The organism is Mycetocola sp. Y444 (genome assembly GCF_059445295.1).
The window spans coordinates 46064-66603 of sequence record NZ_JCAIUB010000001.1 but is presented as its reverse complement, the minus strand read 5'-3'; the positions used below and the strand labels follow the sequence as shown (position 1 = coordinate 66603).

The 20540-nt window shown below is 64.9% G+C and carries 19 protein-coding genes; all 19 read right to left on the bottom strand.

What is annotated here, in order from left to right; all coding sequences use genetic code 11:
* Positions 1 to 23: 23 nt before the first annotated feature.
* The 19 genes from AC1C2M_RS00285 to AC1C2M_RS00195 all read right to left on the bottom strand — a co-directional run bounded on the left by AC1C2M_RS00285 (position 24) and on the right by AC1C2M_RS00195 (position 20530).
* A complete protein-coding gene (locus AC1C2M_RS00285; protein ID WP_495434883.1) occupies positions 24 to 836 on the bottom strand; it encodes a hypothetical protein in 813 nt (270 codons plus the stop codon).
* Positions 824 to 2473: a protein kinase domain-containing protein gene (locus tag AC1C2M_RS00280; RefSeq protein ID WP_495434266.1), complete on the bottom strand. Its 1650-nt coding sequence runs from the start codon at positions 2471 to 2473 to the stop codon at positions 824 to 826. Before AC1C2M_RS00280 ends, AC1C2M_RS00285 begins: the two co-directional genes overlap by 13 nt.
* 1 nt (position 2474) lies before the next feature.
* A complete protein-coding gene (locus AC1C2M_RS00275; protein WP_495434882.1) occupies positions 2475 to 3806 on the bottom strand; it encodes an FHA domain-containing protein in 1332 nt (443 codons plus the stop codon).
* Between the two features lie 7 nt (positions 3807 to 3813).
* Complete coding sequence (locus AC1C2M_RS00270; RefSeq protein WP_483404898.1) at positions 3814 to 4647, bottom strand: PP2C family protein-serine/threonine phosphatase; 834 nt, start codon at positions 4645 to 4647, stop codon at positions 3814 to 3816.
* 97 nt (positions 4648 to 4744) lie between these two features.
* Positions 4745 to 5287 carry a hypothetical protein gene (locus AC1C2M_RS00265; RefSeq protein ID WP_495434881.1) on the bottom strand — a complete coding sequence of 181 codons (543 nt, stop codon included), beginning with the start codon at positions 5285 to 5287 and terminating at the stop codon, positions 4745 to 4747.
* On the bottom strand, positions 5284 to 6873 hold the full coding sequence (locus AC1C2M_RS00260) for a hypothetical protein (protein WP_495434880.1): 1590 nt from the start codon (positions 6871 to 6873) through the stop codon (positions 5284 to 5286). Before AC1C2M_RS00260 ends, AC1C2M_RS00265 begins: the two co-directional genes overlap by 4 nt.
* Position 6874: 1 nt before the next feature.
* A complete protein-coding gene (locus AC1C2M_RS00255; protein ID WP_495434879.1) occupies positions 6875 to 7783 on the bottom strand; it encodes a hypothetical protein in 909 nt (302 codons plus the stop codon).
* A complete protein-coding gene (locus tag AC1C2M_RS00250; RefSeq protein WP_483404902.1) occupies positions 7780 to 8292 on the bottom strand; it encodes a hypothetical protein in 513 nt (170 codons plus the stop codon). Before AC1C2M_RS00250 ends, AC1C2M_RS00255 begins: the two co-directional genes overlap by 4 nt.
* 93 nt (positions 8293 to 8385) lie before the next feature.
* Positions 8386 to 9276 carry a hypothetical protein gene (locus tag AC1C2M_RS00245; RefSeq protein WP_495434878.1) on the bottom strand — a complete coding sequence of 297 codons (891 nt, stop codon included), beginning with the start codon at positions 9274 to 9276 and terminating at the stop codon, positions 8386 to 8388.
* A complete protein-coding gene (locus AC1C2M_RS00240; protein ID WP_495434877.1) occupies positions 9269 to 9892 on the bottom strand; it encodes a hypothetical protein in 624 nt (207 codons plus the stop codon). The genes AC1C2M_RS00245 and AC1C2M_RS00240 overlap by 8 nt, the downstream gene beginning before the upstream one ends.
* A complete protein-coding gene (locus AC1C2M_RS00235) occupies positions 9889 to 10488 on the bottom strand; it encodes a hypothetical protein (RefSeq protein ID WP_495434876.1) in 600 nt (199 codons plus the stop codon). Before AC1C2M_RS00235 ends, AC1C2M_RS00240 begins: the two co-directional genes overlap by 4 nt.
* A gap of 48 nt (positions 10489 to 10536) precedes the next feature.
* Positions 10537 to 11883 (bottom strand): hypothetical protein, encoded by a 1347-nt coding sequence (locus AC1C2M_RS00230; protein ID WP_495434875.1) that lies wholly within the window; start codon positions 11881 to 11883, stop codon positions 10537 to 10539.
* A gap of 40 nt (positions 11884 to 11923) precedes the next feature.
* Positions 11924 to 12247 carry a hypothetical protein gene (locus tag AC1C2M_RS00225; protein WP_495434874.1) on the bottom strand — a complete coding sequence of 108 codons (324 nt, stop codon included), beginning with the start codon at positions 12245 to 12247 and terminating at the stop codon, positions 11924 to 11926.
* 80 nt (positions 12248 to 12327) lie between these two features.
* Positions 12328 to 12624, bottom strand: a complete 297-nt coding sequence (locus AC1C2M_RS00220; RefSeq protein WP_483404908.1) for a WXG100 family type VII secretion target — start codon at positions 12622 to 12624, stop codon at positions 12328 to 12330.
* A 111-nt stretch (positions 12625 to 12735) separates the two neighbouring features.
* Complete coding sequence (locus tag AC1C2M_RS00215) at positions 12736 to 17226, bottom strand: type VII secretion EssC family protein (protein WP_495434873.1); 4491 nt, start codon at positions 17224 to 17226, stop codon at positions 12736 to 12738.
* A 65-nt stretch (positions 17227 to 17291) separates the two neighbouring features.
* The gene (locus AC1C2M_RS00210; protein ID WP_495434872.1) at positions 17292 to 17687 is read right to left on the bottom strand and encodes a hypothetical protein; all 396 of its coding nucleotides are present in this window, start codon (positions 17685 to 17687) and stop codon (positions 17292 to 17294) included.
* Between the two features lie 70 nt (positions 17688 to 17757).
* Entirely contained in the window at positions 17758 to 18930 is a 1173-nt protein-coding gene (locus tag AC1C2M_RS00205) for a hypothetical protein (protein ID WP_495434871.1), read from the bottom strand.
* 90 nt (positions 18931 to 19020) lie between these two features.
* Complete coding sequence (locus AC1C2M_RS00200; protein WP_495434870.1) at positions 19021 to 19809, bottom strand: amino acid ABC transporter ATP-binding protein; 789 nt, start codon at positions 19807 to 19809, stop codon at positions 19021 to 19023.
* Entirely contained in the window at positions 19796 to 20530 is a 735-nt protein-coding gene (locus tag AC1C2M_RS00195; protein ID WP_495434869.1) for an amino acid ABC transporter permease, read from the bottom strand. Before AC1C2M_RS00195 ends, AC1C2M_RS00200 begins: the two co-directional genes overlap by 14 nt.
* Positions 20531 to 20540 lie beyond the last annotated feature (10 nt).

Here is a 20540-nt window from a genome sequence, read left to right as displayed (position 1 = left end):
GCTTTCGCATGAACGCGGGGCAGCTACGCCCGAGTGAGCGCGCGGGGACTGTCCCCGTCGGGCTCGAGAGGTTCACCGCCCCCCAGTTTTGGGGTAGCACTGGTTCCGCTCGCTTCGGCAAGAACTGCGGCGCGTTCGAGTTTTTCCCTGTCGAGGAGCACGAGGTCACTCGCGTCGACGAGCCGCGACGACACGGCGTACTCGACCAGGCGGGCACGACGCCCGGTGGCGAGCTTGCCCCGACCACCGCGGAGTCCCCTCACGCCGATGCGGTCGAGCTTGTCGCAGACGTTGTCGAGTTTTCGGTTGAATGCCGTCTGGGTCCAGCCGAGTCGGGCGGCGGCGTCGACGGATGCCGGGATCTCACCGCGGCCGGGGAAGTCCTGTCGCAAGACGTTTTCGGCCAGCGCGACGATCAGGAGGCGCTGGCTGCTGGTCAGGTGCACCGGTCCGACCGTCGTTGTGCCCGCCGCCATGGCGGTCATCGCTGACGTGCCGAAGTACTCGACCTCGGAGTAAACGGTGAACTCGTATGTCGTCGATCCGGCGCTGAACATCACTGTCAGCTCGGGGAAGACGATCGGCAGCCTCGCGCCGGGGGCGAGCCAGGCCTGCACCTGACCCGTCGTGTCCGTGACCGTCGCGGAGAGCAGGTTGCCGACATTGGCCAGCCACCACAGTCCGTTCTCATCGCTGATCGACAGGAACCTGCGGTGCAGGAACGGGTTCTCGTCGATGATCAGGTCGGACTCCCTCCCGACGAAGAACGGTTGTCCGGGGGTGATGTCGTACCACTCGCCGCAGAACTCGATACGTGGAGCTTTCACTGTGTGCACATCTCCAATGGGTCGCCGGACACTTTTCCGGAGCTTCGCCTGGTGACGATCTCGATGCAGACCTGGCTTCCCGGGGTGATCGAGTCGATGGTCACTGTCGGCTCCTTCGCCGTTTTGGGTTGCTCGTCCGCTGCGCCACCGATCCGGCGCCAGATGAAGGTGTCACCGTCTTCCGGTTCGGGGTTCGACCAGGCGAAGGTCACCGAACTGCCGTCACCGACCGGCGACACCGAGACGGGTTGCGGCTGGGGAACCCCCGCCGTGACGATGTCGGATGTCGCCGTCGGGGTGGGGGCGGCATTGGGGTTCTCAGCGCCGGGGCCGAACACCACGGCCGCGAGAATGCCACCGGCGACGACGACGAGCGCGCCGGCGCCGGCGAGGATCGGAAGGAGGCGACGTGGTTTCGGTGCGGGCGCCGGCGCCTCTTCGACTGTTGGCGTGACGCGCTCACGGACGACCGTGTGCTCGGGTGCTGCGTCGCCCGCAGCCGGAGCAGCTGCGCCCGGCGCGTGGGGCTGGACCGACGGCATCCGCCTGATGACCGTGGGATCTGCACCGGTCGGAACCGGCGAAGACACTGGCGGGCGGGCGGGCGGCGATACCGACGGGCGGGCAGGTGCCACCGGCTGCGCGTGCACTGTGGCGACGCCGCGGATCCTCGTCTTGTCTTCGGAGTCCTCGGGCCGGTCGCCGGGGCGGTCGAGAATCGTGAGGTTGGGAACATCGATGGCGGTCGGCGCGTACGAGAGTTCCATCTCGACGCGCTGCAGCGCCCGTGCGAAGTCGACGGCGGTCGAGAAACGGTCGTCGGCCTGGACCGACATCCCCTTCGCGAGGATGGAGGTCAGGGAGCGCGGGATGTCGTCACGGTCCATCGGTGTGACGGTGCCGCGTTCGATCCGGCCGATGAGATCGACTGTGCCGTTCGGCCGCCCTGGGACTTCGAACGGCGTGTGGCCGGCGAGCAGGGTGTACAGCGTCGCGGCGAGCGAGAACACGTCGCTGCGCACGTCCGGCTGCGGGTTGTCGTCGAACATCTCTGGCGGTGACCACGGGATCGACATGCCGATGGAACCGGCGGCCGTCGCTCCGGGCTCGGCGTTCATCGCTGCCCGTGTCGTCGAATTGACGGGCAGTTCGGTGTCGACGGCGCTCGAAATGCCGAAGTCGGTGAGGGCCGGCCAGCCGTAGTTGTTGGTCAGTACGTTCGCCGGCTTGATGTCCCGGTGAAGGATGCCGGCGGCGTGCGCCGTCGCGACGGCACTCGACAGTCGAACTCCGGTGCGCAACGCATCGGCGACACTGAACCGTGCCCGCTTGTACTGCTCCGCGAGGCTCGGTCCTGAGCAGTACTCCATGACGAAGTACGGGCGTCCGTCCGGCGCAAGCGCGGCGTGGTAGATCGTGACGATGTACGGGTGCGCTGAGAGCTGGGCCATGAGGTTCGCTTCGGCGATGAAGGCAGCCCGAAGCGCGTCGGTGAGTTCGTCGGATGCGAGTACCTTGACGGCCACCTGGCGCTTGGGAAGTTCCTGCTCGTAGAGGTAGACGTCGCTGAATCCGCCGGCGCCGAGCGGCCGGACATATCGGAGGCCGGGCAGTTCCGGAGGAGTGGCGACCTGGCGAGGGGCCACCCTATGCCTCCGAGATGCGCAGCACGATGTCGCTGCCGAGGTCGATGACCGTCCCCATGATGACCGGGGTCGGCTCTCCCCCGCGAAGCAACTGCGGCGGCTTGCCAGGGGCGATGACGTGGGTGCCGTTGCTCGAGTGCAGGTCGGTCACCACGACGGTTCCACCCTCGACGGCAACGCGGAGATGGCTGCGCGAGATGTCGTCGCCGGTGAGGGTGACGAGGTGCGGGAGAACGGATGCCGGCACGTTCGAGACGCTCGGTGCCCGGCCCAGGATCACGGGTGCCGTCAGCGGCTGCTTTCCGCCGCCGGGCAGTTCGAGGACGTACGCGTGTGTCGGTCGCGAAGGCTGGGGAGAGGCCTGTGAGACTGGTGTGCCCTGCGGTGTCCCTTGAGCCTGCGTTCGCCTCCGCGCCTCGAGGATGTCAGCGGCCAGCATGGTGTTGCCGTCGTGGTCGCCGAGCGTCGTTGAGGGAGCCGTCGAGGAAGCTGGCGCCGGGGAGGCGGGTGTCGAGGAAGCCGATGTCGCTGCGGGCTGCTGGTGAGTCGGCGGTGCGGCGGGAGCGCCGGCATCCTCGTCCTCGTCGCCGGGCTGCTCGACCGCTGCAGAACCGACGGTGCGGAAGACGGTTGCCCCGAAAAGATAGTCGTAGCCATCGGGTTCGTCCTGGCTTGCCGAGGCGACGGAGGTCTCGGCTTCAGGCTTCACCCCGGTGGTGGTGTGGAAAACGCGCGTCTCTTCGGTACTCTCAGCGAGCGACGGTGATCCTGGTTCCGGTGTGCGTTCTGGCTGGCGTTCCGGCTCTGCGTGCTGGGGGGTCCGTGACGGCGTTGCGGTCGCAGCATCCGTTTTCTGCTCACGGCTGAGCTCGCTCGCGTCGCTGTCGAGTCGAATGGACGACACCCACGCGGCGCCCTGCGTCAGCGGGAGCAGTGGTGCGTCGGACGAGCTGGCACCGGTCTCGACGGTGAAGGTGACGGCGTTCTCCACGACCTGCTCGGTCCATGTGGTGACGCCACGTGAGGAGACAACCACCGTGCCGTCGTCGGTGACGACGCTGACCGTCGCTCCCCCGCGCACGATAACGCCGAGACCCTTGCTGCGCATTGCGCCGTCTACCCAGAACACGAGGGCGAACGGTCCGACGTTGGACAGCCCCTTGGCGGTGAGCATTTCCAGGACGTTCTGAACGGATGCAGCGGGGTCGATCGCCGATGCGACCTCGGCGATCCGTTCTGCATCCTGCGCGACCTGGGCCACGAGAACGCGCCCGGTCGTCGCGACGGCGAGCCAGTCGTGCTCGGGCGCGTCGGCGTAGAGATACCCTGTCATGTCACCCTCAGATCCTCGGCAGGGTCTGCTCGAGGAATCCGAGCGACCGATTTTCATGATAGCCCGGGCGGGGTGGCGTCGTGTCGACGCTCCGCGAGTCGACGATGAGGATTGTCACGTTGTCGTGTGCACCGGCGTCGAGGGCAAGTTGCAGCAGGCGGTCAGCGGGGTCGTCGACACCGGAACGCAGCACGGCTTCGATCTGCTCGGTGGACACCTCACGTGTGAGTCCGTCCGAGCAGATGAGGAACGTCTGGTGGTCGGATGCCGGGAGCAGCCAGACATCAGGGTCGGCATCCGTCTCGACGCCCACAGCGCGGGTGACGACGTTACGCTCCGGGTGCGTCAGTGCCTCGAACGGCGTGATGTCTCCCGCGTCGATGAGTTCCTGGATCGCTGAGTGGTCGACGGTGACCTGGCGCAGCTGGTGGTCATCCCAGAGGTACACCCGGGAGTCGCCGATGTTGAACGCCATCCAGTGGCAGTCGGCCTGGCTCGAGAGCGAGACGAGCGCGAGCCCCGCCACGGTGGTTCCCGCGATTCCCGAGCTCTCGGCCCACGATGAGATGAGGGAGTTGGCGGCGGTGATCGCCGTGAAGACCGCCTCGGGCGATGTCGGTTCCCCGCGGCGGATGCTGTGGGACAGCTGGTGCACCATCGCCTGGCTCGCAAGGTCCCCGCGGGTGTGTCCTCCCATCCCGTCGGCGACGGCGAAGATCGGCGCTTCCGCGATCAGGCTGTCTTCGTTGTGCTCCCGGACGTGTCCGGTTTCACTCCGGCCGGTGACGGTCACCGTCACAATCGAGCGCGGAGTGGTGATGGTTTCAACGTGGGCAGACATATTCATGCAATTCTATGGACTGGACAGGGCCTGATCGATGGGGAGTTGTCCCCGTCGGTCGCCGGCGGACCGGCGCCGCTGCGGCAGCCGAGAGGCATCATCCACCCGACCCGGTGAGGGAGGCCGGCGCCGACGGAACAGGCCCAGGCCACTTACCGTATACGGACGCAACGTCCTCGATCTGGATGTGCACGCTCGTGTCGTACGTGTTGTCCGGGTCGATGAACCCGGTAAGCCCGACGTCCTTTGCGAGAGCTTCGAGGTCCAGGTCCTGCCCCTCGATGCTCAGCTCGACCCGAAGCGTGGTTGTGGGTTTCCTTTCCGTCGCAGACCAGGCCTGCCTGACCACGTGATCGAAAAGCTCTGAGGGGCTGGCGGGGTAACCGGTTTCTGCCGACACCCTCGCTAGCAGCAGCACCTGGTTCGGGGTACCGTCGGTCGATGTGGCGATCTCGGCCGACGTGATTCCCGGCAGCTCAGACACGGCCTGGGTGGCATCACTGGCGGATCGCCCGGGACGCGACGGATCGGATGCCTGTGCCCCACCGTCCCCCAACGAGCATGCGCTGAGCAGGCCAGCAACGCTCAATGCTGTGATGCCCTTGAGGACGCTGCGGGCCGGACGAGATCGAGGGGTCATGGACGTTGCGCTCCGTAATCGGTGACAGTGCCGTCAGGGTTCAGGAACTGCGACGCGGAGTCGACGAAGTGGTCGTAGCTGGGATCGCCCTGTTCGCCGGCGGCGGCGGCTGTCTCAGCGTAGCGAGCGGCGTTGTGTGCGGCAGCGATTCCGGGATCAGCGTCCTCGCCGTTCAGCCGTGGCGCATCGGTTTGTACGGTTGTCCAGTTTGAGCCAACGGGGTTGCCGCGCCCGTCGAGCCGCGCAACGGGGTCTTCGGAATGCTCGAGCGACAGCACCTGGATGTCGGAATCAATCGGGAACCGGGCGATCGGAGACCCCGCGGTCACCACGTGGGTCACGTTGTACCCGAGGGAGTCGTCTGCCGCCATCATTCCCGCCGTGATGCCGCCGAGGCTGAATCCTTCGAGCATTACCGGGTCGTTCGGGGCGATCCCCGCTTCGGCCATGGCGTTCTTCACGGCTTCGGCGAGCGCCGTCGGGTTGCCCGCCATCGCGTGCAGATCGCTCGTCACATCATTGGGAGTAGACCCGGCTTCTGGCGACCAGGCCTGGGTGCTCGGAATTTGCACGATCCAGTGCGGAGGTTCGCCGCCCGCGTCCACAATGCGGATTCGCGCGTAGGTGTCGCCGCCATCCCGTGTATCGATGTCGTCGGACGAGTGCATGAGATCCTGGATGCTCGTGGGAGCGGTGGCCGAGCCCGGGGTTCCCGGGTCGAACATGGTCACTGTGCCGTCGTCGAACTGTCCGAACTTCTGCCCGCCGCCGAGGATGGCGCGAACGGCTTCCTCGTACGATTGAGGCGGCCACGGACCTCCGGTGAGCGACGACAGCAGGCGATTCGCCCTTGCCGGACCCATCGTGGCCGCGAGAGGGAACGTGAGCCCGATCAGTAGTCCTGGCGCGCCGTTTGCGATCACATCGACGAACCAGCTCTGATCTCCCGCGAGCTCGTTGAGGTCCTGCAGTGCGTCGGTCATGGTGTCGGCGAAATCGGCCGCGACGTCGTCACCGGAGAAATTCGCTGCACTCTGCAGGGCCAGCGCGCGCAGAAGCGCTGACGGGTCAGCCGCAAGCCAGGGGTTCTTCCGAAGAAGTGCAGCCGTACCCGCAAGCCCCGCGACGAGGGCACTGGCTGATTCGTCGAGGAACGCGTCAACGCCTGCCGCCCCGGCGAAGATTACGGCTCCGGCCGCGGTGATGATCACGAGCGGAACGGCGAACACCCCGGCGGTGAAGGTCGCGGCGTTCGCGAGACCCTCGGCGAGCGCTGCCAGTGTGGAGTCGACGAGTTCATAGGCGATCACAGCACCATCGAGGAACACACCGATGACGGTGGTCTCTGTCGCGAGAAGAGCGATTCCTCCCGTGACGACTCCCACCTTCGTGACGACCGTCGCCGCTGTGATCGGTGAAAGGATCACTGACTCCAGGTAGTCACCGTCGAGCAGAACCCGGCCTGAATCGATGCCCTGTTCGACCAGGAGGCCGCCAAGCTGCCGGAGCTTCGCGGCTTGCGTCCGCATATCTTCGAGGTTGGCGCCGACACCGCCGACACCGCCGGAGACCGTGATGTCGCCCATCTCAGTACCCCAACCGCGTCAGGAGTGCCGCGGTCACGTCGGCGGTGATCGCCGTTCGCGACACCGGTCGACAGCTCACCCGCCCGTTCTCGGTGAGCACCTGGGCGGTCGCTTCCTCGCTGCCGGTATCGATACCGAGCCGGATCCAGCCGGAGTCGGAGTGGAACCAGGCGGGCGCCCACGAATCCCCGGTGTGGGTGTCGTGCATTCTCAGCAGGAAGCCACCGGTGATGGTGGCAGCCATCGCCGCGAATCCCGTGTTGTGTTCATCCAGTCCGACCCGGCGAAAAGCTTCGTCGATGACGGCGGTGTCACCGGTCCGGATCGCGAGCACAAGGGCGGACGCGTCCGAGAGCGAAACCGAGCTCACTGGCGCTGACCCGGTTGAGGATCGATCATCGGCGAGATCGAGCGACCGAAGAGCCTCGTCGATGAGGTCGGCTGTTCCGCAGGCGGTGATCTCGACGGAATTCTCGTCACGCACCCGGGTCGCGGCATCCGTTGTCTCGTGCTGGTCCTGAACCCGCTGGGTTCGCGCGAGGCCGAGGCAGAAGGTACCCGCGACCGACAGCGACTGCAGAACACTTCGGGATGGGCCCCACGCGGCGATGTCGATCACGGTTGACGCAACCTGCGGGAGGGAGAGCACTGCTCCGAGGGCGGGGTGCAGGAATTCGGTGAGGTCGGTGTCCTTCACGTCCGCCTGAGGCGCGACGAGCTTTCGTTGCTGTAGTGCGTGAAGCGCTGCCGCTTCACGGCTCTCTTGTTCAGCCTGCGACACAGTCTCGTCCCTTTCCGACAGGAACTCGACCGGTACCTGAACCGCATCGAGGCGGGAGGTGAGCAGGTGCCATTCATCGGCGGAGAGGAGGATGCGGGTGCGTCGCGCCTCGGTTGCAGGTGCGCTCATTCTGCCCATCCGTTTCGTCTGGTGAGGGCGGCGGCGTCGAGCCACTCGACCGAACCGGGTTCCGGTAGCCGCGGAACACCGCTGACGAGGTCCCTGGCTTTGCCGACCAGAGCGTCCGGCACCTCGCGGCCGAAGAATTCGAACACTTTGCCCGCTCCGTCCTTGAGCGTCTCCACGGCGTTGCTCACGAGGTTGCTCGCGTCGTTCCAGCGGTCGGTGAGCCAATCGGCGGCTTCGCTGATGGACTTCTTGATCGCGTCAACGGATGCTGCATGGTCCTCGAGCGCCTGGGCTGCAGCGTCCGCGTCATCGGCGAGGGTGCCCAGCTTCACGGCTTTCTGTCGAGCCTCTTCGGCGTACTTCGCGGCGGCCGTGGACACCCAGTCGGCGTCGGCGGCACTGAGCATCACCGTCGCCTGGTCCCTCAGGCTGGTGGCGACACCGCGCAGGTCACTGGCGCGGTGTCGAATCTGCTCAGTGTTGCCGTACACGGTGGCGCCGGAGGTCACGCGGGGAGTTGGTCACGTGACTCACCCTAGGAGCGCCAGTGAAGGCAGGCAATGGGCAGCGCTCCCCATGGGCGGGACCGGGCGGTATATCGCCTAGGTGTAGGACTCGACCCGTTCCACGGGCAAGCCCGATCGCCATGAGTTGAGCGCGAGTATGACGGCAGCGATAAGCAATACAACGCCGACGGCGGCGAACGAGAGCCCGTATACCGCGCTGTCGAGGTGGATACCGAGCGGCGCGAGGCCGAGTGCACCGCCGGCCGCAGCGGCGACCATCAGCTCACCGCGCCAGATGTGGGAGAACCGGCGCCAGGCGACCTGCGACGGCGATCCATCGACGATCGATGAGCGACCACGCTCCAGGCTGCGGTTGTACGTGAGCCTCTTCAGGAGCGAGAGGGCAACAATCGCTGCGATTCCACCCGTCACTGCCCCGTAGACGGAAACCGTAAACCAGAACTGCTTCGCTTCCGAGGACCCTTCAGCGAGAGTGAGGTTCCCGGTGGAATCGAGAAAGACAGGCAGGGCGAGCACGAGCACCCACGCAACGAGCGCAACCACGAGAAAGAACGCATGCAGGGTGATGCCGATGGGGTTGAGAACGACACGAAATGTACCGCTGCTCCACACGGAAGCATGGGGGCCAACGCCCCAGCGCCCGCGAGCGGCGAACTGGCCGAAAAAGAACCCAACGAGGGAAAGCACAAGCATGAGGAACGGGAACGCGATGGTGGTGGTACCTGAATAGTCGTCTTCGATAACGTCACCGATCGACACCCCGCTGTTCGTGAACCAGAGAATCGCAGCGACCACCGCGGTTGCGACAGTGAGAGCCGCGGATCCGAGGATGTTGCCGACGGTGGCGATGATTCGGCGAATCCGCTCGGTGCCGTCTTGCCTGCCATTGCTCCGCGCGTCGCGCTCTTCGTCGAGAGGTGTCCGGCGCGCTGCGGCGTCCGCTGTTGACGCACCGACCTTAGACAATCGCTGCTTCTTCATCCGCGGCCGCCGCGTTGTTGAGCCAACCCAGCGAACCGACGATGGTGTCAAAAAGTTCCAGCCACAGCGGGGGCGCGTGCACCATGGGCGCCTTGACGTAGATGCGGGCGAGTTGACCACCGTCACCCACCGGCAGCCAATAGTTCACGCGCAGGTCGGTAGACGACTCCGTGTCGTAGGTCGTCTTGACGATCTCATGACGACGGACGATGGGCCGATCGGTCTCCTCCTCCAGGAGGCTTGCACCCGGGTACGCAGCGAGGAGTCGCTCGGCATCGGAGCGATCGTCATTCTCCAGAGACGCCGGCCAGGCGACAGGAAGAATGAGAAGTGAAGCGGGGAAAGGAACGCCGGGGAGAATCTCCAATGAAATGGCCAGACCAACGGCCCCCAGGGCGATGGCTTCTTCCGCCGATTGGATAAGGCTGGTCTTGAGTTCGCGCCTGACGTGAGCGAGACGGTCGTTCTTACCGATTTGCTTCTTGATGAGAGCGGTTATCCGGGCCTGGGCCACGTCGGCGTTCGCCAACGGAATCAGGGCCCATGAACCGGGGAGTATCAGTGAGAGATCGGCACCGGTCAGCGTCACTTGCCGGGTCATACTGTCTCCAGTTCCAGCTCGATGTTTTCTACCATTGCGGCGGTTTGTTCCGCGATGTCGTCGAACACCCCAAGACGCGCAGTTCGGAACGTGATTTGCGCCAGTTCATCGGTGGACTCCGGAAAGATCGTGTAGACGGCGCGCTCTTCCAAGCTGCTCTCATCTCCTTCAGAAGACGTCACCAGGGCGAGGTAGGTGAAAGCCACAAATTCGCCGAACTGATGAGTTCCCGTCCATGACCGGAACGCACTGATGTCAAGTTCGGGGCTTCGAAGGTCCCGGTGCGATTCCGCGAATGCCAGGAAGGATGCGGGCGTGTCGTCAGCTCCTCGCGCCACCAACTCGAACGTTAGAGCCGCGCCGATATTGCCGCGGTTCGGTGAGTTCAAGTGAATGGCAGCGACATCGACGCCATCGGCGAGTAGCGCGCCTCTCACAGAGGCAAGCATCCCATCGAAGGCAACTCTGTCGACCGTCTCATCGACAGCGATAGGAAGATCGGCAATCCACTGCGCCGGGCTATCGGCGTCGAGGTCGACCTCATACCAATCGTCTGGGAGGTTGAGGTTCACGCCAACGATTTCGAATCCACTCATTTACGCCACCATACAGAATCGGTCCAGCACTGCCGGTTCAAGCCACCGCTATCGAGCATCGACACTGGTGCTCACATCCGAGGTGATCTCGTCATTCACCTTGGAGATCAGCGAGTCGATGGTCAAGGGCACGTCAATTACCGGCGCGAGCAGGGTTTCGCCGGCTCCTCCGAAGACCTTGGAGGCTTCGAGGACCACCTCGGCTTTCAGAGTTGGGGGCATTTCCGACCAGTCCATCGATTTCAGCGCCTTCGAGAAGTCCGTGATATCGCCGGTGTTGAGAAGTTTCGCCCATTTGCCCTTTCCACCCTCGGTGAGCGACCGCAGAAACTCCGACGCCACCGGTCCCTTGGTTGCGTCTCTGAGATCCTTGAAGGGGTTGATCGCGGTGTCTCTGAGCTCCTTGGCGAGAGTCTTTGGAGCGAAGGTGTCCTTGAGATCCTTTATCTTTTCACGGCGGGCCTTATCCGCGAGGTTGCGTTTCCGAGTCACGCTTTTGGATTTCGTCTGCGCGTTTTTATTGGCCATCACGCCCGCCCTTGTCTTTTTCGCGGCGTCCAACGCTTTACCCGCGCGCGCAACACGGAGGCCCTTGATGGCCACCACCAGGACCTTGCCGCCGAGAAGCCCGAGCACGACACCGACGGCAGCACCGATCACTTCACCAAGGGTCATCTCGCCATTGGCGAACTTGATCAGGGAGTCGATGAGCTTAATGATGCTGATGAGCGCTGAAATTGCGAGCAGAATCTGGCCGAGGAACGGCACCCAGGACAGCAGGAGCGCCGCGATCGCAACCCAGTCTCCGATTTTTTCGCAGAAATCGACGAGGTGGTCCCACCAGCTGTCACTGAGATCGTCGTCGGAAACAACCGATTCAATGGCATCAGCAGCGATGTTTCCGGCCGCTTCCTTGTCGGCGACAGCTTGGTCGTATTTCGTTTGAGCCGCTGAAGCGGCCGTGGCGAAGGTGCTGGCCTGTCCGCTCCACACCGAGTGTGAACGGGAATCCGCAGCCTGCGTTTCGCCGGGAACCGCAGCCTTGTCCTCAAACTCGTCGGCCTTCGCCTGGGCTGCAGCATGGCTCTGGCTCGCCTCTGTGTGCTCAGATCGCGCTTCTGCTGCCTTCTTTTGTGCGTCTTCCAATGCCGTCGCGTACGTGTTCAGCGCCATCGCTGTCGTGCGGTAACGTCGCTCGGCCTTGCCGATGCTTTCCCCGCCTTTTTTAGCCTTAACGCGAATTTCATCGACGGCCTGGGAGCGGCTCCCATCGGAATTGTCGCCAACCGCCTTGAGCGTCGCCGATGCGTTCTGGATGGCGTCCGCCAGGTTCAGGTAGCGCGTCGCGTAGACCTTCAACTGGCTGGGATCGCCCGTGATTTCAGGAAAAGACATGGAAATGAGTACCTATCTGTCGAGAAGAAGAACGAAACCGCTATAAGGCTTTCGGCACACCGGGTATTGCCTGGCCTGCCGTGTCGGCGAGCGCCTTGGCCAGATCAGCATCCAGGCTGGCGAAGGTGTCAGCGATGCCGCCGACACTGTCTTTCAACGCCTTCACCGACTCGACCGTCTCTTCGCGTTTGATGTTCCAGCTGGAGGCGAAGTCCCTCACTCGCCCCGCGAGTCGCTCGTGGCCGGTGTGATCGGCCACGGTCTTGCTGAACTCCTCGGCACTCTCAAACTCAGTGAGAATCGACTGCAGGTTTGTCTGCGTCTGTTCGAGAAGTTCGCCTTTGACGATGAGTTGGTCGCTCATGATATCCCCTGAGAAAGAGTCGATTGAGATGGCCAGGGAGGGCCGGCCGAAGCCGACCCTCCCCGAGAAGCTGTGCGAGCTTAGCCGCGGATGGCGTTGGCCAGCTCGGTGTCTGCGCTCTGCAGCGAGTCAGCAGCCTTCGTCAGGTAGTCAGCCATGCCCTGTGCGCCGCCGACCGCCTGGGTGGCGCCCTGCGTGAACGTGGTGAAGGACTCCTGGAACGCTCCTGAGGCCTGGTCGGTGACGAACCCGCTGGACACGAGGTCGGTCACGAGGCGCTGCAGCTCGTTGATCTTGTCTTCAAGTGCGCCCTTGCCCGTGATGATCTGGCCAGAAGCGGTCTTGAGGTCCTGGAAGGTTACGTTGATGTTTGCCATGGTGATTATCCAATCCTTGGTTCGGAGATCCCTTCTGGATCGTCCCCACGTGAACAACCTAATGGAGGACAAACGAGAACGTCGATGGGGACCACTCCCCATGCTCGATTGCTACTCCCCCAGCACGAGGGGCAACTGGACCCGGGCGAACTTACCGCCGGAAACAAGCACTCCCCTGCCCTGCGGGAACTCGGCACGCTGCATCCGGGGCAGGCTCGTTTTGAGGACGATGTCGCCGTCGATGGTCTCCGGCTGCAACAACAGACCTCTCCGTGCGTTCTTGAACTCGCCGAGCAGCGGCCAGGAACTCGACCAGGAGCTCGACTCTGCCTCGGCGAGGATGAAGTGGTCGCTGCGTTTGATGGCCCGGATCATATCCACGATCGGGTTGTCGGCAGGGGTCTGGAGGAAATCACCGATTTGCTCGACGAAGACAGCGATGGTCCCCTCGGTGTCCGGGTCGACAATGGCGGCGAGGAGTTCCTTGGCGAGGGTTGCCGCGTCCTCGATGGTCACTGCTGCCGAAACGAACCGCGGATCCTTCGACACGATCGATCGCTTGTTCCCGATGTAGTACATCCGCACCTCGGGGTCGAAGCGCGCGATGGAGCGCACGAAACCGCGAAGCGCTGTCGTGCGGCCACTCGCCGGGGGTCCCGAGATGAGGAACGTTCCAGCCAACTCGATGCCCGTGGGTCCGAGGTCCTCGTCGCTGATGCCGATGGCGGGGAACGAGCCGACCCGCGTGGGCAACTCGTCCACCGGGTATTCCTTCGGCAGCGAGCGAACCGGCTGGGCGGGCACCACTCCGGCACGGGTCATCGCGGCGGCAAGCCCCTTCGTGGCGACGGACTGGTCGGACAGCGAGGCCGAGCCACCGAGAACGGCGATCTGGGTCTCCTCGCCATCGACGATCGCGCGGCCGGCAGGCGAGCTGGTTGACAGGATGTCGCCGGGCACGTCGACCATCGCGTACGCCGTTTCATCGGCGAGGCGAAGCACGACGCGTCGCTGAACGCTCGAGCTGATCGAGCTGGGGACCGAACCAGTGCGGTCGGCGGTGAACGCGACGTGCATTCCGACCTGGCGCCCACCGGAGATGATGTCAGCGAAGACGCCGTACCACTGGGACCGTCCGGCCGGGATTTCGAACTCCTGACGGAAGTTCTGGAATCCGTCGATGAGAAGGAGAATGCGTCGTTCATTGGGCCGGTCGGCGAGGCGTCGATAGTCGACGATCGACGACGCGTTCGCTTCCGCGTATCGCGGACCCCGCGACTCGAGCTCCTGTTTGAGCTGGCGCATCAAGCGGATGACCCGCTCGGTGTCATCACCGTGAATGATCGACCCGACGTGCGGCAGGTCCTGCAGCATCCTCAGGCTTCCACCGCCGAAGTCAAGGCCGTACACCTCGACGGGGCCACCACGCGGGGTGATCGCCGCAGCGGTCGCGAGCGTCCGGAGAACTGTGCTCTTTCCGGAACCGCCGGTGCCATAGATGACCAGGTGACCATCGACATCCGGGTTGAAGTAAACGGGAAGCTGCAATTGCTTCTCGGGCAGGTCACTGACTCCGAGCAAGAGCTGCGCGTCTGTCCGCTGCCGCAACTTGCCCAGGTCGTACACGGGCGCAAGTTCGTCCTGCCACGGTCGCCGCGGGGCAGGGATGTGGGCGGCGTCTGACGCCTGAATGATGGATGCCACGAGCCGCTGCTGGTCTGTCGGCCCAAGGTCACGGGACTCATCGACGTCACCGCGGCCGGGTTCCTCCCAGCGCGCCTGTGCCCCGAACCGGAGCTCGGTCACGTCAATACCGGGACGGTCGGGCTCTCGGGAGGTCCAACCGCCGGCGTACGCGGACTGGAAGGTCTGCAGGCGGCCGGGACCGGTCTTGGCGAGGCCACGACCCGGGATCGCCGGGTCGAAGTGGGCTGCGTCCTTCACACCGACGACGTCGGTGCTGTCGGACTCGTCCGCCATCCGGAGCGCGATGCGCAGGTTGGTGTTCGCGCGGAGGTTGTCCTTGATGACGCCGGCGGGCCGCTGTGTGGCCATGATGAGGTGGATACCGAGCGAACGGCCACGCTGGGCGATGTCGACGACACCATCGACGAACTCAGGGACCTCGCCGGCCAGGGCCGCGAACTCATCGATCACGAGCACGAGGGCAGGCGGACTGTCCGGGTCGCCTCGTTTCTCGAGCTCGAGCAGGTCCTTGGCCTTCTTGCGGTTGAGGAGGTGCTCACGGAAGTGCAATTCGGCCCGGAGGCTGGTCAGCGCGCGGCGCACGAGGTGCGGGCTGAGGTCGGTGACGAGGCCAACGCAGTGCGGCAGGCTCACGCAGTCGGCGAAGGCCGAGCCGCCTTTGTAGTCGACGAAGAGGAAGGTCACTCGGTCGGGGCTGTATTCGGCGGCCATTCCGAGCACCCAGGCCTGGAGGAACTCGCTCTTTCCGGAACCGGTAGTGCCACCCACAAGAGCGTGCGGGCCCTGTGTGCGGAGATCGAGGTGCATGGCATCGACACCCGCCGAGCCGATGGTCGCCCGCAGCTTGCCCGCGCGGCGCTTCTTCGGTTCGATGCCTGGAGTCCGGTCGTGAATCGAGGTGTTCTGGCGCCAGCGGTCGACGACAGCGTCGCTGTGCTCGACGAGGTCGTGGCCGAGCAGGGCAACCATCGACACCGACCGGGGCAGGTCGCTCGAGTCGGAGACGAGGGCGCCAGCGTCGATCATCGGCGCCATCCGGCGTGCGTAGTCGAGCGCGGTCTGCGGGTCGATGAGTTCGGTCACGACGTCGGTGATGGTCTCGCCGATGCGCACGTATCCGACGGTGGCGAAGCCGTCATCGTCTGGGACTGACAGGTAGGTGCGGCAGACCGCCGGGAGCGCCGTGACGTCGCGGGCCATCCAGATCGGGTAGACGCCGGCATCCGCAGCGAGCTCAGCAAGTTGCACGAGCCGCGCGCGGTCGACGGACACGTCGTCAGCGATGAGCACGACGATCGCAGGAAGTGGAGCCTGGAACCCTTCGTCGCTCGATTCGCCGACCTCGGCACCGCGTTCGAGCGCTGCAGCTTTCTGGGCCATCGCGCCGCGGCGCTGCAGTTTCGCCTTCCGCTCGGCAACGCGCGAGTGGATGATCTCTTCGAGGGCAGACATGAGGTTGGCCGCGCTTGCCGCGCTGTCGGCGAGGTGGATGCCCTCAATCGGCGAGTGCGGGGACGACGTGTGCGGAATCCACTTGAGCCAGGCCAGCTGGTCGGACCACTGCGGGGTCACCATGGCGGCAACGGTGAGTTCAGCCGGGGAGTGCAGGGCGGTGAGCTGCACGAGGATTGAGTTGAGCGAACCGATCGCTGCCGACGGGGATCCCGCAATACCGAGCGCCCCCGAGTCGTGGAGGTTGTCGATGAGCGGGACGCCGGCAACGTACTTGTTCTTCTCGATGAGCAGCTCGAGCCGTTCCTGGAACTTGGGCAGCAGGTCGCCGTGTTCGCTCGACTTGATTGTGTTGCGGGACGTCATCGATCCCACACCGAGGCGGACGTTGAGGAACGACCAGTGCTCGGGGCGTCGGGTCCACAGCATCGGCCCACGGCGCATTGCGCCGTCGAGCGTTTCAGCGGTGGAGGGAGCTTCAGCGAGGCGGAGGACGCGCTCGGTGACGCTCTCCTTCTGCAGCCGCTCGTCCAGGTCGGCGAGTCGGCTGTCGAACTTCGCGATGGCCTTCTTGAGCGCCTTCTTGTCCCGACGCTTGCCGGTGATGTAGTTACCGATGAGCATCATCGGAGTCATCGCGATGAAGAGAAGCGACATCGGGTTCTTCGTGAGCATGAACAGGGCGCCACCCATGAGCATGGGTGTGAGCATCGCGAGAAGCGGGAACGGCTGCGGTTCCTTCTCGGCGGGGACCTCGGGAGCCGTGAACTCCTGGCCGGCGTAGCGCTGCTCGACCTTGGGCGAACGGTTGAAGAAGATCGGGCCGGCCTTGGGGGCGACGCCGGCTTCGGCGACGGACTCGTGCAATGCGATTCTCAGCTCGGTGTCGCCAAGGCGCACCGTCTCGGTCTCGGTGACGTGAAGGCGGGCAACGATTCCGCCGTCCACCTCTACACCGTTCGCCGAGCCCAGGTCCACAACGTCGACGGCGTCGCCGACCTCGATTCGCGCGTGCTTCTTTGACACCATCTTGTCGTCGAGCGTGATCTCGCAGGACTCATCGCGACCAACGGTGTAGCTTCCGGCGGTGAGAGGGATGCTGCGACCCACGTCCGGTCCGGAGAGGACGGTGATCGTCGCGAGCGTTGGTGCGTGTCCGGTCTTCGCCTGCGAGAAGTACTTGCCAGCATCCGAAATGTGCACTGTGGCCCCGGAACCGATCCACGACTCGCCCACCGGCGCGTCCGGAGGAAGCGCGAGCCACTCGGAGTGCCCTGGCAGCGCTGCCTGAAGCGTGTAGTTACCGTCCCGCGGCAGAGACTCCGCCGGATCGACCCGCGCAATTGTCGAGGCGACCTCGGCGATCGTGGCACCGGCATCCGTTGTGACAATGATGTCGTCGCGGGCACCCGACGGTCGGGCAAGGGTCAGTTTGAGGCGCATTTTCGTCCTTACTCACACAGGTCGGTCCCGGCGACGAATCGCCAGGACCGATGAGATTCCTTACCCTACCGGCTGTCGGGGCCGGTGCGAGGTGGAGGAGTGCCCATGCGAAAAGCAGCTGCGGCGCAGGCCGCGAGTGCCGTGACGAAGTATAAGCCGGGGGCCGAGAACTGGCCGAGCGCGAAGGCGGGGCCGCGGAAAGGGTCGCCCGTTCCAAGCCCATACAGGACTCCCCCGGCAATCAGGAACGCCGCGACAGCGCCAAGCGTCGGGTAGACGATGATCGCCACAAGACCCGATGCGGTGCTGAGCCGCAACAGGACGCCGAGATAGCCGGCGACCGACGCGATGAGCATCGCGACCGAAAGCCAGCCCGCGGCATCCGTGTTCGTCAGGGAAATACGGGAACCGACCAGCGAGGCGCCGATCGCGAGCGCTACGGTCAGCCCGCCTGCGGACATGAGAGCTGCACGAAGACGCGTCGGATCGGATGCCACAGAACCCTCGGATGACGAGCGATCCGCCTCACGATCAGGCGACAACGGGCCCCTGCTCAAGGATGCGCTCGTACTCGGCCTGAGCCTCGGCGTTGCGCTCCCTGACCTTGCGTCCGCGCGACGCGATCCACGCACCGAACCAGATCGGCACCTCTCGTGCAACGAGGAACGAGATGATGGCGGCGGGCGAAAGCAGGGCCTGGCCGACTGTCTCTGACACCTGATTTGGGGTGATGTTGTTTGCCTGGTCGATGAGCACTCCACCGAGGTACGACGCGTAAACGATCGCAGCGACGGCGAAGCCGCCGAGCACGTACGCCCACCATCCGCCACGGTTGACGACCGCGACCAGCAGGACCATCGCGAGGAAGAAGAAGATCACGGGAACCCAGTACGGCGCCTTGGCCAGAACCTCGCCGAGGATGTCGACGGAACCGTTGTTGGCGATGAGGATCAGGGCGAGGATGCCCGCGTAAAGGGCGGCAAACACGGCGGTCGCGAGGAGTGAGACCGCGATCCCGAAGCCGCGGTTGCTCTTGGGCTTCGGTTTCGACGGCGCCTGCACGTAGATCGGCTGGCGAACGCTGGCGGCCGTGGCGGTGGCGGTCGCGGTGGCGGTGTGTCGCTCGTCGCTGTCGTTGGAGCCCCGGTCGGATCGGTCAGAGCGGTCGCGGTCGGCCTGCGCTTTACGCTCGGCTTCTGCCTCTGCCTCTGCCTCTGCACGAGCGGCGGCGGTGCGTTCTGCGGCGCGTTCTGCTTCGGCGCGCGCGGCCTCAGCGCGTTCTGCTTCTGCGCGTGCGGCCTCACGCTCGGCGGCGAGGCGCTGCGCAACGGTCTGCTCGGCGGGGACGGCACCGGTTCCCGCCTCGGCGGCACGGATTTCGTCCTCGCGAAGGTCGGCCTGGGTCAGCACGCTCGGTTCGTTCGATGACGAGACCCGCGCGTCGGACTCTGCCGGGCTGGCGGCGTCGACGTGAGCGGCGTCAACGGACGCAGGCTCAACGTGCTGGCGCTCGACATATTCGGACTCAACGTAGTCGGGGTCGACGGCGGAACCGTAGTCGATCACGATCTCGCGGTCGTCGGCCGGGTCGACAGTGGGCGCAACAGCCGTGTCACCCTCGCGAGGCGACTCGTCGGCAGCGTGCGACTCCGGGGTCGATCCGTCGTGGATCTCGTGGCCAGGTTCCGGGGTGGTGTTGCTCATGTGACGCTCCTCGTTGCTCGGGGCGTACAGTGCCCCCTTTGTGGTCACTGTAGCGCGAGGAGGCTCGCGCGAAGCCCTAACGCGCGGGGGTTAGTCGTCATCCAGCGGGTGGAGAACCCGGTGCAGGAACTGCTTGGTTCGCTCTTCCCTCGGCGCCGAGAACATCTGGCTCGGCGCGCCACGCTCAATGATGACGCCCTCGTCCATGAAGAGGACCTCGTCCCCGACCTGTCGCGCGAAAGCGAGTTCGTGGGTGACGACGAGCATCGTCCAGCCCTCGTCGGCGAGTTCCTTCATAACCACGAGTACGTCTCCGACGAGTTCGGGGTCGAGGGCGCTCGTTGGCTCATCGAACAGGAGCAGGTCCGGTTTGAGCGCAAGCGCACGGACGATACCGACACGTTGTGCCTGGCCCCCAGACAGCTGGAACGGGTAAACGTCACGCTTCTCAGCCATGCCGACGCGTTCGAGCAGGGCTTCGGCCTCGCTGATCGCCTGCGCTTTTCGGACGCCCTTGACCTGAACCGGCCCTTCGATGATGTTCTCGAGCACCGTCATGTGCGGGAACAGGTTGTAGTGCTGGAACACCATGGCTGTGCGGTCGCGGAGCGCGAGGATGTCTTTCTTCGCTGGCTTTGCTGCATAATCCACGCGGATGCCGCCTGCCGCGGTGACGACACCGGCCTCCGGGACCTCCAGGCCGTTGATCGAGCGGAGCACTGTGGTCTTGCCGGAGCCGGATGGCCCGATGAGCACGAGAACCTTGCCGCGGTCGACGGACAGGTCGATGCCCCGCAGCACCTCATGTGCGCCGAATTTCTTGCAGAGGGCGGTCACCTCGAGGAGTTTTGCATCCTGGCCGGTGTTAGTGAGCGACATAGCGGTCCAACCTCTTTTCGAGCAGGCTCTGCCCCGAGGACAGGACGAGACAGATCAGCCAGTAAATGAGCGCGGCCTCGAGGTACAGCAGCATGAACTCGGACGTGAACGATGCGATCTTCTGGGCCTGGCGGAACATCTCGGTCACCAGGATCAGCGACGCAAGAGAGGTGTCCTTCACCAGGCTGATGAAAGTGTTGGACAGCGGCGGCACGGAGACCCGCGCCGCCTGAGGCAGGATCACGCGTCGCAGTGCACGCGTCCGTGACATCCCGATTGTGTATGCGGCTTCCCACTGGCCCTGATGCACGGAGAGGATAGCCGCACGGATCACCTCTGCCGCATATCCGCCGACATTGAGCGAGAACGCGATGATCGCACTCGGCCACGGATCGATGGTCACGCCGATCGACGGCAGTCCGTAGAAAATGACGAAGAGCTGGACGAGCAGCGGCGTTCCGCGAATGATCGAAATGTAGACGCGGGCGATGCTCGAGAAGATCTTGTTGCGTGAGAGCCGCATGATCGCGACGAGAAGGGCGAGGGCGAGGCCCACCGCGAATGAGATCAGCGCGAGCGGAATGGTGCCGGTGATCGCCCCGGATAGCAGCGGCCAGAACGAGCTGAGAAACAGCGTCCAACCAGACTCTGTCTCTCCGCCCGTTGCCGCTGTCGGCGCGAGTGCCGACAGCGTGACGTTGAGGAAGTGCCACTCGGTCATGAGGGCAGTA

Coding starts and splice junctions, on each gene's coding strand:
- AC1C2M_RS00275 (WP_495434882.1), bottom strand. CDS start 3,806: ATGACAGGGTATCTCTACGCCGACGCGCCCGAGCACGACTGGCTCGCC.
- AC1C2M_RS00270 (WP_483404898.1), bottom strand. CDS start 4,647: ATGTCTGCCCACGTTGAAACCATCACCACTCCGCGCTCGATTGTGACG.
- AC1C2M_RS00265 (WP_495434881.1), bottom strand. CDS start 5,287: ATGACCCCTCGATCTCGTCCGGCCCGCAGCGTCCTCAAGGGCATCACA.
- AC1C2M_RS00260 (WP_495434880.1), bottom strand. CDS start 6,873: ATGGGCGACATCACGGTCTCCGGCGGTGTCGGCGGTGTCGGCGCCAAC.
- AC1C2M_RS00255 (WP_495434879.1), bottom strand. CDS start 7,783: ATGAGCGCACCTGCAACCGAGGCGCGACGCACCCGCATCCTCCTCTCC.
- AC1C2M_RS00240 (WP_495434877.1), bottom strand. CDS start 9,892: ATGACCCGGCAAGTGACGCTGACCGGTGCCGATCTCTCACTGATACTC.
- AC1C2M_RS00235 (WP_495434876.1), bottom strand. CDS start 10,488: ATGAGTGGATTCGAAATCGTTGGCGTGAACCTCAACCTCCCAGACGAT.
- AC1C2M_RS00230 (WP_495434875.1), bottom strand. CDS start 11,883: ATGTCTTTTCCTGAAATCACGGGCGATCCCAGCCAGTTGAAGGTCTAC.
- AC1C2M_RS00225 (WP_495434874.1), bottom strand. CDS start 12,247: ATGAGCGACCAACTCATCGTCAAAGGCGAACTTCTCGAACAGACGCAG.
- AC1C2M_RS00220 (WP_483404908.1), bottom strand. CDS start 12,624: ATGGCAAACATCAACGTAACCTTCCAGGACCTCAAGACCGCTTCTGGC.
- AC1C2M_RS00215 (WP_495434873.1), bottom strand. CDS start 17,226: ATGCGCCTCAAACTGACCCTTGCCCGACCGTCGGGTGCCCGCGACGAC.
- AC1C2M_RS00210 (WP_495434872.1), bottom strand. CDS start 17,687: ATGTCCGCAGGCGGGCTGACCGTAGCGCTCGCGATCGGCGCCTCGCTG.
- AC1C2M_RS00205 (WP_495434871.1), bottom strand. CDS start 18,930: ATGAGCAACACCACCCCGGAACCTGGCCACGAGATCCACGACGGATCG.
- AC1C2M_RS00200 (WP_495434870.1), bottom strand. CDS start 19,809: ATGTCGCTCACTAACACCGGCCAGGATGCAAAACTCCTCGAGGTGACC.
- AC1C2M_RS00195 (WP_495434869.1), bottom strand. CDS start 20,530: ATGACCGAGTGGCACTTCCTCAACGTCACGCTGTCGGCACTCGCGCCG.